At 61.6% G+C, this 14,600-nt stretch carries 14 protein-coding genes; 1 reads left to right on the top strand and 13 read right to left on the bottom strand.

The features are described from left to right. Nucleotides 1-14: 14 nt before the first annotated feature. From CHEJ32_RS0110655 to CHEJ32_RS0110595, 13 genes are all read right to left on the bottom strand, one after another. Entirely contained in the window at nucleotides 15-782 is a 768-nt protein-coding gene (locus CHEJ32_RS0110655) for a 3-oxoadipate--succinyl-CoA transferase (protein ID WP_028033875.1), read from the bottom strand. After that, nucleotides 775-1,740, bottom strand: a complete 966-nt coding sequence (locus tag CHEJ32_RS0110650; RefSeq protein WP_028033874.1) for a CoA transferase subunit A — start codon at nucleotides 1,738-1,740, stop codon at nucleotides 775-777. Before CHEJ32_RS0110650 ends, CHEJ32_RS0110655 begins: the two co-directional genes overlap by 8 nt. Nucleotides 1,741-1,776: 36 nt before the next feature. Further along, nucleotides 1,777-3,273 (bottom strand): pyridoxal-phosphate dependent enzyme, encoded by a 1,497-nt coding sequence (locus CHEJ32_RS0110645; RefSeq protein ID WP_028033873.1) that lies wholly within the window; start codon nucleotides 3,271-3,273, stop codon nucleotides 1,777-1,779. Nucleotides 3,274-3,371: 98 nt separating this feature from the next. Then, the gene (gene cofH / locus CHEJ32_RS0110640; RefSeq protein WP_028033872.1) at nucleotides 3,372-5,777 is read right to left on the bottom strand and encodes a 5-amino-6-(D-ribitylamino)uracil--L-tyrosine 4-hydroxyphenyl transferase CofH; all 2,406 of its coding nucleotides are present in this window, start codon (nucleotides 5,775-5,777) and stop codon (nucleotides 3,372-3,374) included. Nucleotide 5,778: 1 nt separating this feature from the next. Beyond that, a complete protein-coding gene (cofC, locus tag CHEJ32_RS0110635) occupies nucleotides 5,779-6,453 on the bottom strand; it encodes a 2-phospho-L-lactate guanylyltransferase (RefSeq protein ID WP_028033871.1) in 675 nt (224 codons plus the stop codon). Beyond that, on the bottom strand, nucleotides 6,450-7,442 hold the full coding sequence (gene cofD, locus CHEJ32_RS0110630; protein ID WP_028033870.1) for a 2-phospho-L-lactate transferase: 993 nt from the start codon (nucleotides 7,440-7,442) through the stop codon (nucleotides 6,450-6,452). Before cofD ends, cofC begins: the two co-directional genes overlap by 4 nt. After that, entirely contained in the window at nucleotides 7,439-8,209 is a 771-nt protein-coding gene (gene cofE, locus CHEJ32_RS0110625) for a coenzyme F420-0:L-glutamate ligase (protein WP_028033869.1), read from the bottom strand. The genes cofD and cofE overlap by 4 nt, the downstream gene beginning before the upstream one ends. Nucleotides 8,210-8,212: 3 nt before the next feature. After that, complete coding sequence (npdG, locus tag CHEJ32_RS0110620; RefSeq protein ID WP_028033868.1) at nucleotides 8,213-8,878, bottom strand: NADPH-dependent F420 reductase; 666 nt, start codon at nucleotides 8,876-8,878, stop codon at nucleotides 8,213-8,215. 138 nt (nucleotides 8,879-9,016) lie between these two features. Further along, nucleotides 9,017-9,733: an ABC transporter ATP-binding protein gene (locus CHEJ32_RS0110615; protein WP_028033867.1), complete on the bottom strand. Its 717-nt coding sequence runs from the start codon at nucleotides 9,731-9,733 to the stop codon at nucleotides 9,017-9,019. Then, nucleotides 9,726-10,520, bottom strand: a complete 795-nt coding sequence (locus tag CHEJ32_RS0110610; RefSeq protein ID WP_028033866.1) for an ABC transporter ATP-binding protein — start codon at nucleotides 10,518-10,520, stop codon at nucleotides 9,726-9,728. Before CHEJ32_RS0110610 ends, CHEJ32_RS0110615 begins: the two co-directional genes overlap by 8 nt. Then, nucleotides 10,520-11,581 carry a branched-chain amino acid ABC transporter permease gene (locus CHEJ32_RS0110605; RefSeq protein WP_028033865.1) on the bottom strand — a complete coding sequence of 354 codons (1,062 nt, stop codon included), beginning with the start codon at nucleotides 11,579-11,581 and terminating at the stop codon, nucleotides 10,520-10,522. The genes CHEJ32_RS0110610 and CHEJ32_RS0110605 overlap by 1 nt, the downstream gene beginning before the upstream one ends. Next, on the bottom strand, nucleotides 11,578-12,450 hold the full coding sequence (locus CHEJ32_RS0110600) for a branched-chain amino acid ABC transporter permease (RefSeq protein ID WP_028033864.1): 873 nt from the start codon (nucleotides 12,448-12,450) through the stop codon (nucleotides 11,578-11,580). The genes CHEJ32_RS0110605 and CHEJ32_RS0110600 overlap by 4 nt, the downstream gene beginning before the upstream one ends. Before the next feature lie 534 nt (nucleotides 12,451-12,984). Continuing rightward, the gene (locus CHEJ32_RS0110595; RefSeq protein WP_028033863.1) at nucleotides 12,985-13,578 is read right to left on the bottom strand and encodes a TetR/AcrR family transcriptional regulator; all 594 of its coding nucleotides are present in this window, start codon (nucleotides 13,576-13,578) and stop codon (nucleotides 12,985-12,987) included. 83 nt (nucleotides 13,579-13,661) lie between these two features. Between CHEJ32_RS0110595 and CHEJ32_RS0110590 the strand changes: the two genes are divergently transcribed. Next, a complete protein-coding gene (locus CHEJ32_RS0110590; protein WP_034658196.1) occupies nucleotides 13,662-14,447 on the top strand; it encodes a crotonase/enoyl-CoA hydratase family protein in 786 nt (261 codons plus the stop codon). The last annotated feature ends 153 nt before the right edge of the window (nucleotides 14,448-14,600 follow it).

Here is a 14,600-nt window from a genome sequence, read left to right as displayed (position 1 = left end):
CTCCTCCAGATAAATCAGCCGATGAACAGACGCTCGGGATCGAGCATCCTAAGCATGCTCAATTCCTGCTCCGTCGGCGGTTTGGTGATGGCAGTCTTCTCGTCAAAGACGAGCGTGAAGCCGGTGTTGTCCTGCACTTGTTCGCGGGTAACTCCGGGATTGAGCGCAAGCACCTTCATGCGCCGGCTCGCCTCGTCAAAGCCGAAGACGGCAAGCTCGGTAACGACGCGGAACATTCCGCCCATCGGCAGCCCGCTTTCTGCGCGGGTGCGGCCGCCCCGGATGAATCCGGGGCTGGTGATGAAATCCACCTGCTCCACGAAGCGCCGCTTTTCATGCTTCATGGCGACAATCATGTTCGTGAGGCTCGAAATGTCGTTGCCGCCGCCAGTGCCCGGCAGCCTCGTACGTGGGTCCCCTGGATCGCCAATGAAGGACGAATTCAGATTGCCGTATTGGTCGATCTGTGCACCGCCCATGAAGCCGATATCCACATAGCCGCGCTGCAGGAGCAGCAGCACGTCGGCGCTGCCCAGCACCATGTTGGCGCGCTTGGTGCAACGCTGATCATTGGTGGAAGGGGGCAGCTTGCCCGGTTCGACAAAAGCGCCCACCACACCGCCCTCGAACAGGATGGTAAGACCCGACGCGCCCAGGCGCTGGGCGAGCGTTGCCGCAAGCAGCGGAATTCCGATGCCGGCGAACACCACCTGACCATCGGAGAGGTGCCGTGCCGCCAGGACGGTCAGGATTTCGGCCGCAGTGTAACGAGCCTCAGTCATTGTAGATGCTCCTCCCAGAACGAGCGGCCTCCAGAACCTCCTCCAAGCCGATCAGCGCCAGATAGTCGTTCCATGATTTCGGCTCGTAGACATACTTTTCCAGATAGGCTTGCATGCCTTCGACCGGATCGCCGTTCACCTGTGCCACATAGGCGTTCATGTGCTTCATCATCGGCTCGTAGAGGCCGTAGCATTCGTGCGGAGCCGAGCCATATGGCACCTCCACAACGGCATCGACGCAGAAGAAGGGGATCTTCGTCTGGTCCGGAGCACGGCGGATCTGGTCGTTGGAGACGATCCGCTCGGTGGTCAGGATGACGCTGTTGGCAGCCATCGCCAGATCGATATCCATGAATTGGAGGCCATCGATCTGGGCATTGCCATAGGCGTCGCAGCGCTGCACATGGATGAGCGCCACGTCCGGGTTGAGCGCCGGGACCAGGAGCAGCTTTTCTCCAGTGAAGGGACAGTCGATCGCCTTAGCCTCCGGCCGAAGACGCAGCACGTCCGAACCAAGCATCGAGCGTATCGGGAGAAACGGCAGGCCCATGGCGCCGGCGCGGAACCGCATGCCGATTGCCATATGGCTCCATTCGTCATAGCGCTTGCCGCCCTTCTCGATATGGTGCCGCATGACCTTGGAGAGGCCCCAGAGGATCCCTTGAGCGAACCAGCTCGTGACGATGTGGTCTGAAACGCCGGAGCCGATGAGCAGGTCACCGTCGGTGGAAACGATGCAGCGTGAGCAGGAAAGCCGCTGCTTGCGCTGGCGGATCAACTCCCAGATCATCGCCATGGGCGTACGCGACATAGTCGAGCCGCCGATGCCGACCTTCATACCGTCCTGCACCAGAGAAGCCGCCTCCTCAAGCGACATCACCTTCTCCCGAAGGCTGCGATCCCTGTTGGCCAGATTGTCCCTGAGCCTGCCGTACGGCTCCAATTGCCCCTCAAGCACGCTGTTCTCCTCTCTTCGGCGGCCCGCCGCCACGCATCAGTTCAAGCCGGCTTCAGCATTGAAGTCGGTGATCAATTCGTCCCAGACAGGCACGGACGCCGCGACTTCCCGCCAGAAGGACTGGTTCGAGCGACGATCGAAATCCTCGATCGCCACCCCCTGCTGCTCCACCCAGGTGTAGTAGCCGAGATTGAAGATGCGCCGCCGCTCGCGCTGGTCGAGCTCCAGCACATGATCATCGGAAATGCCGGCCAGGCAGGATGCGAACACCCGCTCCGCGTCCGCCACACCGAAGCGCTCCGGGAAGAATTTGGCAGCAGCCGCTTCCATTTCGGTGCCATAAAGGCGAGCGCTGTCGGTCGCGACAGTCACGATCACATCGTCCGGACCGTAATTCATGCGTCGCGCGAGCTTGATCGAGGCAACGATATTGGCGAGGCCGGAAATGCCGATTTCGGAGAAGGCTGCCAGCAAGTCCGGGTCAAGATCACTGCGGCTGGCGAGATAATCCTTACCGGCCGCCGAATTGAACAGGAGGTTCAATCGATCCGGGAAGCTGTCCGAGACGGCGATAACGGCATCCATGTTCATCACATTGTGGATGAGAGGGATGTGCTTGTCGCCGATGCCCTGGATATTGTGCTCGCCGTATCCGTTCTCCAACATGGTCGGACATTCGAGCGCCTCGACAGCGGCGATCTTGGTGCCGTAGATCGATTTCAGCCTGTCACCCGCCGCGATCGTGCCCGCTGATCCTGTAGCGGAAACGAAAGCGACTGCCCGCGCGGAGTGATTGCTGCGGCGATAACTCTCGAACACCCTTTCGCAGGCCGAACCCGTGCAGGCGAAATGCGCCATATAGTTTGAGAAGGCGGAGAACTGGTTGAGGATGACATTCTCCTCGTTTGCCGCCAACTCGTTACACTTGTCGTAGATTTCCTTGACATTGCTCTCGGTACCGTAGGTGCGCACGATATGAGAAGGATGCGAGACCCAGCGCTCAAGCCAGTCATAGCGTTCGCGGCTCATGCCCTCTGGCAGCACAGCCACGCTATCGCAGCCCAGTATGCGAGATATCGCCACGCCGCCACGGCAATAGTTGCCGGTTGACGGCCATATGGCGCGATGCCGCTCCGGATCGAAGCTGCCTGACACGAGCCGAGTGACCAGCCCCGCGTACGCGGGCAGCACCTTGTGCGCGCCGATCATAGGGAAATACGAACCGAGCAGGACCAGGATCGGCGCATCAACTCCGGTGAGGGCCTTTGGCAGCACGAGATGAGCGGGAACCTCCACGCGCTCTCGACGATCCGCCGCGTTGAACCAGTGAACCCGGAAGAGATTCGGTGCCTCGGGTGCATCCGGATCGACGCTTCTCAGTCGCGCCTCCGTTCCCGCTGGCATGGGTGCGTCACCGGCAAGCTGCGTGAAAGTGGGCAGCCGGATTCCCCTTTTCCGGGCGCGCTCCATTGCCGATTGGCGGACTCTCCGATCAAAAATTTCCGGCGCAAGGATCATTTCACCAGCGGACATCAGCATCTCCAGCCTGCTGGCCTCGTCCTCCAGCAGTTTCACACTATCGTACTAATGTTAGTAAGATAATGCAACCTCGATGACGGTTTCCAAGAAAATCAAAGCTGCCTGCGGAGCGGAGTTGCCGAAGCGTGTTCGATGGCGGCCGCAAAGGAACGCTCGCGCAGAGCGGCAGGCGGGTTGCCATAAAGGGTGGTCCGCTGGCGAGGTAGCCTTCCCGCCGCAAGAATCAGTGCTTCCATCCGCTGCGGAACCATCTCCTGGCCGTGACTGGCTCCTGCGGCGCGTGAAATGCTCTCATCCATCAGCGTGCCGCCAAGATCGTTGACGCCCGCATCAAGGCAGTGGGCCACGCCATCGGGTCCGAGCTTCACCCAAGACGCCTGGATATTGGTTATATGCGGGTTGAGGACCAGCCGCGCGACCGCATGCATCAGGATCGTCTCGCGGAACGTCGGTCCCGGCCGCGACCTGCCCTTGAGGTAAATCGGCGCTTCCATGTGCACGAAGGGCAAAGGGACGAATTCCGTGAAGCCGCCGGTTTCCGCCTGCAGGTCACGGATTCGGACCAGATGCCGCGCCCAATGCTCGTAACGATCGATATGTCCGAACATGATGGTGGCGGTCGAGCGGAAGCCCAGTTGGTGCGCGGTACGCATCACCTCCAGCCATTCGTCCGTGCGGATCTTATCCGCACAGAGCAGTTCGCGTACCTCGTCATCCAGTATTTCGGCAGCCGTTCCAGGCAGCGTGCCAAGCCCCGCGTCCTTCAGCCGAGCAAGGAAATCGCGAACGGATACGCCGAGCGTCTTTGCCCCCTGCCAAACCTCCAGCGGAGAGAAGGCATGGATGTGCATTTCCGGCACGGCTTCCTTCACGGTCCGGCAAATCTGCAGATATTTGTCGCCGGTATAGGAGGGATGAATGCCGCCCTGCATGCAAACTTCCGAGGCGCCACGCTGCCAGGCATCCTTCACCCGCTGCGCCACCTCCGCCATCTCCAGGTCATAGGGGCGCCCGCGGAGGTTCTCGCTGAGTTTCCCCTTGGAAAAGGCGCAGAACTGACATTTGAAGTAGCAGATATTGGTGTAGTTGATGTTGCGGGTCACGACATAACTGACGATGTCGCCATTGACCCGTCGGCGCAGATCGTCAGCGGCCGCACAAACGGCTGAAAACTCCGCATCTCGCGCCCGAAACAGGCGGACGATCTCCGCTTCGGCGAGCGGCTCGGCATCCAGGGCCTTGTTCAGAATTCTTTCGATTGGACCGCTGGCATGTGCTCTTCTGCCGATCAGAGCCACGTCCCGGGGCGGCGGAACGTCCGAACGTCCAGGACACCAGCTGTCCTCGCGCGGCCACCCGTCCGCGTCGATGTGGTCATAGAGGGCAGTGCGCAGTTTTGGATCGACCCATTTCAAGGCGTGGCGCGCATGGGAGGGGTAGATCGCCAGTCTCTCCGTCAGCCGCTTGCCGGCGCGTTCGGTCGCTTCCGCAAGCCTGACAAGATGCGGCCACGGCGCCTCGGGGTTCACGTGATCGGGTGTGACCGGTGAGACGCCTCCCCAGTCGTTGATGCCCGCTTGAACGAGCGCCTCCAGATCCCCCGGGCTCAAATTGGGCGGCGCCTGGATGTTCATTTCGGGCTCGAAGATCAGCCGCGCAACCGCGATTGTCCACAAATGATCTTCCAGCGGCGGCGCCTGCCAGCCAGCCATGCGCGTGCCGGGCTTCGGCCGGAAATTCTGGACGATGATTTCCTGGATGTGCCCGTAGCGATCGTTCAGATCACGCAGGGCCAGCAACGAATCGATGCGCTCCTCACGCGTCTCGCCGATGCCGATGAGGATGCCCGAGGTGAAAGGTATCGCGTGCTCGCCTGCGCGCCGGATCGTATCGAGCCGCGCAGCAGGCTGCTTGTCCGGCGAGCCGTAATGGGCACCGCCTTTCGCGCATAGACGCTCCGAAACGCTTTCGAGCATGATGCCCTGCGAAAGCGAGACGCCACGAAGGGCGGCAAGATCGGCGTCCTCCAGCAGGCCGGGATTGGCATGCGGAAACAAGCCGGTCTCCCGAAAGACGAGTTCCGCCATTGCCACCAGATAGGATATCGTGGTCTCATACCCGAGAGCGGCAAGCTCCTCGCGGGCGGCGCGATACCGCAGCTCCGGCTTGTCGCCCAGTGTGAAGAGCGCTTCCTTGCAGCCCGCTTTCCGGCCCGCTTCGGCAATGCGCAAGACCTCTTCAGGGCTGAGAAACGCGCGTTCGCCTTTGCGCGGCGGATGGGCGAATGTGCAGTAATGACAAACGTCCCGGCATAGCTGCGTCAGCGGAATGAATACTTTCCGCGAATAGGAGATTGCGTCAGCGTGCACCACGTCGCGCCGACGCGAGGCAGCGGCAAGAAGCGGCGCGATATCGGAAAGCTCCGAGAGACTGAGCGCCTCTTCGCGCGAGAGCCGCTGGTAAAGGGGAAAATGGTTCAGCATAGCGACCGCGCTCATGTCAGTTTGCCCCATGAAGAGGACGGGCATGCGGCAGGCGCTGAAGCAGCGCCTGGGTATGCCTGCCGGTTCCGTTTTGCGGATCGAAGGAAAGGTCTGTGGGAACGTCGATGTCGTGAGACGCGCCGGTAAGCTGCAGCACCTCAGCCGTGATACCAAGTGCGGCGGCCGCGCGGAGATGCCGCGCGAAACTGTCATGCCCGAAATTCGGCGCGATCAGGTCAGGGCGGGCCAAGGCGAGCATGTTTGTGCCGCCGTCCCGAGACGCAGGAACGAGAGCCAGAGAGTTGCGCCCCAACGCCCCCAGCACGGCGGCAAGCTCGTGGCTTGCGAGGAAGGGGATATCCGCCTGAACCACGACACACCGCTCCGCTCCCACCATTTTCAGGTGGTCCAGTCCCCGCTGCACGGCAGCGTTCGTTCCGGCTTCCATCGGCTCCATGAGTGTTGCGACACCATAATCGGCAGCCATACGGGCTACGTCCGCGTCGCCACTCACGAGCAGAATGCCGCCCAGTACAGGTGAATGGGCGAGCACCCCCAGCACGTCGCGCAACATGGCGCTGGCCAGTTCTGCCCGCTCATGAGGCTGCAGCAGTGGTGCCAGTCGCGTCTTCGCTCGCGCAAAACCCTTCGCTGGAACGATCGCCCACGGTCCTTTCCCCACGTCTCTCATGAGGAAGCCGCCTTCTGCCGTGCAGGGATGGAGGCAAGCATGGCGGCAAAATCCAAGACTTCGCCTGCAAGCCGAACCCGGTCTTCATCGCTCGACATCAGTGTCGGTACGGCATGAACGGGGATCGGAAGCTTCTCCCCCTCGCCGGAATCCGCGCTATCGATGACGAGCCCATCGATCAGGTCTGCGTAATGGGCGGCGATGGCGGCAGAGGTGACCTCCACGCCGAGCTCATCCATGATCTTCGTGGTCGGCCCTTTGATCGCCTTTCCTTGGATGATGGGTGACACCGCGACGACCGGCACGGCGGCCGCCTGAACCAGAGCCTGCAGCCCGGGCACCGCCAGCAGCGGATCGACGCTGAGATAAGGATTGGACGGGCAGATCACGATCGCCCCCAAATCTGCAGATTGCAGCGCGTCCGTGACTGATTGCGATGGGCGCGCGGCTTCCGCACCTTGGAAGGAAATCTTCTTCACCTTCGGCGCACAGCGGCGCTCCACGAAATAGCGCTGGAACGGGAGAATACCCTCCGATGTGTCGAGAACAGTGCGGACCGGATCGTCGCACATGGGGAGGATACGGCTGGAGATGCCAAAGCGCTGCGCTGTTTCGGCCACGAATTCGGTGAGCGGCACACCGGCCTTCAGAGCGCGCGTACGCTCGACATGGAGGGCCAAGTCGCGATCGCCCAGCTGAAACCAGGTCTCGCCACCGAGCTGCGCCAGCGCCTCCATGAAATTCCAGCTCTCGTCCGCCCGTCCCCATCCCTGGACACGGTTTGCGAGACCGCTCAACGTGTAGAGCACGGTATCGATATCGGGACAGATGGTGAGGCCAAGATGTTCGAAATCGTCGCCCGTATTGACGATGACGGTCAGATTTTCTCCAAGCTTCTGCGCCAGCCCGAATGCGAGCTTCGCCCCGCCGACGCCGCCACAGAGCGCAACGACGCGGCGTTCATGAAAATGTGCGTGCGCCTCGCTCATCGGAACATATCCCTCGATCGATCGCGCAGAAGGCTTGCGGCGGGCGCAGCCGGCGCTTCCATGCGCAAACCCCGCACCAGCACCGCGGGAATGCCTTCCGCGCCCTGCCCCATGAGAAGCGAGGCGGCAGAGGCGATCTCATCCCCCGTGGCGACTTCGGTGACCTTCAGCTTGCGGCCGAACAGGTCCTGCTCTCCGATGCGGTTGACCAGCGCCGGGACGCCCGCGGCTCCCAACGCTACCCCCACCACTCCGTTGCGCCACGGACGCCCGAAGCTGTCATTGATGAGCACCCCACAGGACACGCCGAACATCGCGTCGAGCTCACACTTTAGCGCCGCTGCGGACCCGTCCGGATCACGCGGAAGGAGAAGGACCCGGCCTGCGCCCTCACCGTGTTCTATATTGGATTCGTCCACGCCCGCATTCGCCATCACGAAGCCCAATCGATGGGTCACGATGATCAGCTGCGGGCCGACCTTCACCACCTCTTCGGTTTCAGAGAGCACCACCTCTACATGGCGCGGATCCTTGCCCGTGCGCTCCGCGAGTTCGCGGGCCCGCTCCGACGGCTGGACACTGTCGAGGTCCACATAGCGTCCTTCGACTTTGGAGACGATCTTCTGTGCCACAACCAGCACGTCGCCGTTCTGCATGCCAAGCCCGCTTGAACGCAAAGCATGGCCGATGATCGCCGCGAGATCGTCACCGGGCTCGAAGAGCGGCAGTCCGAAAAGAGGATGTAGCGAGATCGGGTTTGCCGGCATTGATCAGGCTCGGGCCGCTGCGTCCAGGCCTGTGATGCGCACGCCGGCGCCGGGAACCTTGTACTGGCGGTTGATCCAGATCAGCACTGAGGTCATCGCTTCGGCAGCGGCGGAATTTGCAAGGGATCCCCCACCCACTCCGCGCGTAGCGACCACGTCGGCAAGCGCAATCACCTGATCGCGCGCCTCCTTGTCATCGGAGAACACGAGCACGTCGCAATCGGCCTTGCCGCCCTGGTGCAGCTTGGAAGCCCCCACATTGTGGAAAGCAGAGACGACGCGGACGCCCTCTCCCAGCAGCTGCTGTGCTATCTGCGCTGCCGATCCCTGCTCCGGCAATTGCACGAGGGAAACCTTCGGAGGCACCAGAGGAACGGCGGCATCGACCACGATCTTGCCTTGTGCCTCTGCCTTGATCTCCTCAATCGTCGCGTTGTGGCTGCCGAAGGGCACGGCGAGCACGATGATGTCGGCCCGTCGGGCAGCTCCCGCATTGTCCTCCCCGCGGACGCCCCGCCCGAGCTCGGCTGCCTTGGCCTCGGCCTTCTCCCGTGAGCGGGAGCCTATCACCACCGGATATCCCGCCGCGGACCAGCCTTTCGCAAGGCCGGATCCCAGGTCCCCGGTTCCGCCAAGAATACCGATAACGGGCTTCGAGCTTTCAGCCATGCGATTCGCCTCTCTCCCTTGGGGCGGAGGCCTGAGGAATTGATCGCATCGCGATCTCCGTCCGGCTTCCGCTATAGTTACTATCTTTAGTAAGATAGATTTTTTGAGAGGTCAAGAGGCTGGTTGATGGTCAAGGTTTCAGGCGTGTGCCGTCACGCCGAGATAAGCCTCCCGCACATGCGGATTGCTGATCAACTCCTTCCCGTCTCCTTCCAGCACCATGCTGCCGGCCTCGAGCAGGTAGGCATAGTCGCACATGTCGAGGGCGGCGAAGGCGTTCTGCTCCACCATCATGACGGTGGTGCCCGCTTCCCGGATGCCCTGGATGATGGAGAAGGTCTGCTCGACGATGTTCGGCGCGAGCCCCAGCGAGGGCTCGTCAAACATGATCAGCTTCGGCCGCGACATCATCGAACGGCCGATGGCAAGCATCTGCTGCTCGCCGCCTGAAAGGGTCCCCGCCACCTGCCTGCGCCGTTCGGCAAGCCGCGGGAAAAGGCTCAGCACCCGATCCCTGTCGGCGGCTATTTCCCTGGTATCTTTCCGAAGATAAGCGCCGATCTCGAGATTCTCGAGCACGGTCATCTGGCCGAAGACCCGACGGCCTTCCGGACAATGCGCAATCCCCTTAGCCAGGATGGAGCTTGCACTCATCCCGGTGATGTCTTCACCATTGAAGATCACCTGGCCCGAGGCGGCCGGCACGAGGCCGGATATGGCCCTGAGCGTCGTGCTCTTTCCGGCACCATTGGCACCGACCAGGACCACGAGCTTCTTCTCCGGCACCGTCAGGGATATTCCATCCAACGCCGTCACCTTGCCGTAGCGGCAGACAAGACCTCTGATCTCAAGCATGCTTCACCCCTCCCCCGAGATAGGCGGCGATCACGTCCGGATCGTTCTGGATCATAGAGGGAGATCCGTTCGCGATGATGCGTCCGTAATTGAGCACCACGATCCGGTCCGAGATGCCCATCACCATCGGCATGTCATGCTCGACGAGCAATATGGTGATCCCCTTGGCGCGCAGCCGGTTCAGCAGTTCGACGAAACGTGCCGTCTCGGAGGCATTCATGCCGGAAACCGGCTCGTCGAGAAGCAGTGCCTGCGGTTCGGCAGCGAGGGCCAAGGCGACGCCGAGCAGGCGCTGGTCGCCATAGGGTAGGCTGCCTCCCGGCTCGTCGGCCTCATGCGCGATGCCGACGAGGCGCAGGATCTCCCATGCCTGTTCGCGCAGCTCCTCCTCCGCTTTCCGCTCGCGCGGCAGGCCGAGGAGCGTCCCGAGCAAACTCGGCGCCGTCCGCCGGTGCAATCCGATCAAGACATTCTCGAACACCGAGATCTTATCGAAGACGCTGGTGCGCTGGAACGTGCGTACCAGACCCAGTCCAGCCACTTCATGCGGCTTCAGCCCGCTAAGGGCATTGCCGCGAAACAGGACCCGCCCCTTGGTTGGTTTCTGGAAGCCGGTAATCACGTTGAAAGCCGTCGTTTTTCCGGCACCGTTGGGACCAATCAGACTGACAAGCTCTCCCTCCCGCACTTCGAAAGACATGTCCGATATGGCGATCAGACCGCCGAAATGGACCGCGACGTGCTCAACCGCGAGGATTGGCGCGGATACTTGTACTTGCGCATTCATCAGTGGTTCGCCCTTCCCGATCTTGCCAGGGCGAGCACGGAGCTGCCCTCCTGCCCAGCCGCATCATTTCTGCGATCCGGCTTGGCACGGTTGAACCAGCGCTCGATCTCCGGGACGATGCCCTGCGGCAGGATAAAGACGATCAAGATCATCAGGCAGCCATAGAGGATCCACTGTACCTCCGGGCCGACATAGTTGCGCAGGAATACCGGAGCGAGACCGAAGATCAGGCCCCCAACCACCGGGCCGGCCAAGGTGCCTTTGCCGCCGGTAATGACGATGATCACCATGGTTACAGTATTGAGGAACATGAAGATCATCGGATCGATGATCTGGATGTAATGGGCGTAGAGGCCTCCGGCGAGGCCGGCCACTGCACCCGATACGACGGCCGCCAGCACGAGATATTTGGTAACACTGACGCCCACCGAGACCGCCAGCGTTTCGTTTTCGCGCAGGGCGATCATCGCCCGCCCGTAGGGCGATTGCACCAGCCGCTTCATCAGGAGATAGGCTAGGGCGATGAAGACGAGGACCACATAGTAGTTCTCCGCCTTTCCCCAGAGCGTGACATAGCCGGTCCACTCGAAACCGAGCGTGAGCGGTGGTATGCCCGGTAACGCCAGAGGCCCGTTGGTAAGGTCCACCCAGTTCAGTGCGACCAGACGCACCACTTCGGCAAAGCTGATCGTGACGATGACGAAATAGGCGCCGCGCACACGGAACGCGAGCTTGCCGATAAGGTAGCCGCAGAGCCCGGCTGTCGCCATTCCAAGCAGCAGCCCCAAGAAGGGCGGCCATGGCTCGACGCTGATTTGCCGCCCGAACACCGTCACGTCGAAGCCGAGGGAAGTCAGGGCGCTGACATAGGCGCCGATGCCGAAAAAGGCGACGTGGCCGAGGCTGAGCTGGCCGGTATAACCGAGCAGCAGGTTGAGGCTCATGGCCGCGAGCATGAAGATTCCTGCCACCACCAAGGTATGCAGATAATATTGATCCTGCAGCCAGAGAGGCACGGCAGCGAAAAAGACCAGTGCGACAAGGGGGAAATAGCGGTTCATCCGACTCGCTCCGCGCGGGCAAACAGGCCCGTTGGCCTGAACAGAAGAACAATGATGATGATGACGAAGCCCATCGCATCGCGGTACCCGGATGAGATGTAGCCGGCACCGATCTCTTCAGCGAGCGCCAGGATAAAGCCTCCGATGGCAGCACCGGTGATGTTGCCCAACCCGCCCAGGATCACGATCGCGAATGCTTTCAGCGACGCCAGATCCCCCATCGTCGGTGTGACGACGAAAACGGGGCCCAGCAAAGCGCCGGCCGCCGCAGCAAGTGCCGAGCCGAAGCCGAAGGTCAGCGTGTAAATGGCGTTGACATTGATGCCCATCAACGCGGCGGTGCTGCTGTCCTGGAAGGTGGCGCGCATCGCCTTCCCGAGTTTGGTGAGGTTTATCACGCTGTAGGTGGCCGCGATCAGCAACAGTGCGATGACGAGCACCATCAGGCGGAGCCACGAGATCGATATCGGCCCGATTACCAGCGGAGTTTCAGGCAGCGGAGAGGGTATCGACTTGGCTATACCGCCCCAGGTCAGGTGCTCCAGGTTCTGCATGATGATCCAGGCGCCGATCATGATCAGCATGGTCGTATCGATGTCAGCACCCCGCTTGGGACGCAGCAGCGAGAACTCGAGAAGCATGCCAAGAAGCATTCCGGCAGCAATCGCGAAGGCGATCGCAACAAAGAAGTTCATGCCGATGATCGTCGCGAAAAAGTACATCATATACGCGCCGAAGGCGTACAGCTCCCCATGCGTGAAGTTGACGATCCGCATGATGCCGAAGATCAGGGTAAGGCCGATGCCCAAGAGGGCATACGTCCCGCCCATGATGATCGTGTTGGCGAAGTGCTGCAGAAGCTGGTCCAATACCTCTCCTCCCTAGGTTCTCGCCTTAAGCAATCCGTCTGCGGCTCAGGACGGGCAAAAAGCCACGCGCCGCTTAATCCTCCTGGTGCCGGCAAAGCGGCGCCATCGCGGACATCCTCGATCTGCTCCCTGTCGCATGCACAGGCATAGGCCTGGCAAGCAGCCTCCCACTTGGACACCGTCCCAACGTCCAAGTCATGCTATCTTCATATCATACTTATATTAGTATCATCTAGGACTGCACATTGCAACAAGGGTGCTGCTGGGCCGATGAGACCAAATGCCGCCCGGCGTTTCCGCTCACGGGAAGGCGCGCTTTGCAGGACAGGGCCGGAGTTAGAGACTCCGGAAGCTTTGCGCCTGCCCAGCTTAACAGCAATCGGTAAGGAACGAAGGCCGGCGATCTACTTGTCCACGAAGATGGGTGAGCCATTGCTTCGCATGCATGTGCCCCCTGCCGGCAGCGAGCACAGATTTTATGAAGATCCGCCGCCCGATAGGGCCATTGGACATCGCAGACCCGGTATGGATGGCCTAACGCACTGCGCTCATGCGCTTTGCTTCGGCAGTCCGCACCAATGCCGCTGCAGCCATACCCGCCGCTTCCAGATAGGCCGGATCGCGGTGCATCAGCACGGTTGCAAAACCACCGTCGAGCAAGATCATCAGCTGCCGTGCAAGATCCTTCGGCATTGTGCATCCGGCGGCAGCGCATTCCTCGGCTAGCCAGGCTTCGACGCGCTTCTTGTGCGCTCTCGCTGCCTGCATCGCCGGATGACCGGGCATGTTGGCGAGCTCGGCCGATGTCCGCAGAAAGCCACAACCGTTCCATTTGCGGTTTGATGCAGCCTTGGCAAGCTGCTGGAATACGGCCTGAAGCCGGTCACCGAGATCGCCATCGGCGTTGCGAAACCACCTGCGGAAGCGGGCGAGATTGGGTTGATCCCGTTCCTGCAGATAGGCGGCGACCAGGTCATCCTTGCTGGCGAAGTGATAGTAGAGCGTGCGCTTCGTCACCCCTGCCCGAGCCGCGATCGCATCCATGCTGACCGCGCGAATGCCTTCGCCGTAAAACAAATCGGCGGCGGCAGAGACGATGTGCTCGCGGGTGCTGGGCGGCCTGTCCATAACGAAAAAGTATACCGGGTAGTGAGTATACTCAAGAGGCATAGTCGCGCAGGTTCGAACGGGAAATCGTAGGAGGTAATGCGATGAATTTCATCCTGTTCGACCAGCGCGGGGATATGGCGACCCTGACACTCAACCGCCCGGAAAAGCTCAATGCGCTTTCCTATGCCTTGATAGATGAGCTTCTGGCGGCACTGGACCGGATCGAGACTGATCGCACCATACGGGCCGTGATCCTGACCGGAGCGGGTCGGGCTTTTTCTGCCGGCGGCGACATCCCGGAATTTGCCGACAGTGTAGCAAAGGGCGCCGAAGAAGCGCTGCAAAACTTTGTCGCCCGGGGGCAACGCCTGACCTCCCGGATCGAAGCTTTTCCCAAGCCGCTGATCGTCGCGGTCAACGGCTTGGCCTATGGTGGCGGCTGCGAGATCACGGAGGCCGCACCTTTGTCCATCGCAGCGGAATCGGCGGTCTTTGCCAAGCCCGAAATCCTCCTCGGCATGCCGCCAACCTTCGGCGGAACGCAGCGCCTGCCTCGCCTTGCTGGGCGCAAGCGCGCGATGGAGCTTTTGCTGACCGGCGCCCCCTTCCCCGCCTCGCGGGCGCTGGAACTGGGTTTGGTGAATGCGGTCGTACCCGACGCGGATCTGCAGGAAGCAGCCGCGGATCTGGCCGGCCAAATCCTGCGGCACTCGTCAATGGCAATCGCTGCGGTCATGAGCGCGGTGACCCGCGGGCTGAACCAGACCATCGCCGAAGGCCTGCTGGTTGAAGCATCGCAATTCGCGCGCATGGTCCCAAGCCGCGACCTGCGCGAAGGCCTATCGGCTTGGCGAGAAAGACGACGCCCGGAATGGCGCGGCGAATAATCTCGCCGCCCTTCCTGACGGCAGCGATGAGATCGATCTTCGTCGCCGCCTGGGAGGGGCAGCATACTCCGCCTACAATCGGAAGGCGCAGCCAGTACCGGATCCAGCGCCTTCTGTGATATAGGACAGGTCTGGCCGTGGCTGCAGATCGCC

Origin of the sequence: Chelativorans sp. J32 (genome assembly GCF_000518985.1) — a bacterium.
In the GTDB taxonomy this organism is placed as follows: Bacteria; Pseudomonadota; Alphaproteobacteria; order Rhizobiales; family Rhizobiaceae; genus Chelativorans.
This window is presented reverse-complemented; position numbering and strand designations above follow the sequence as displayed.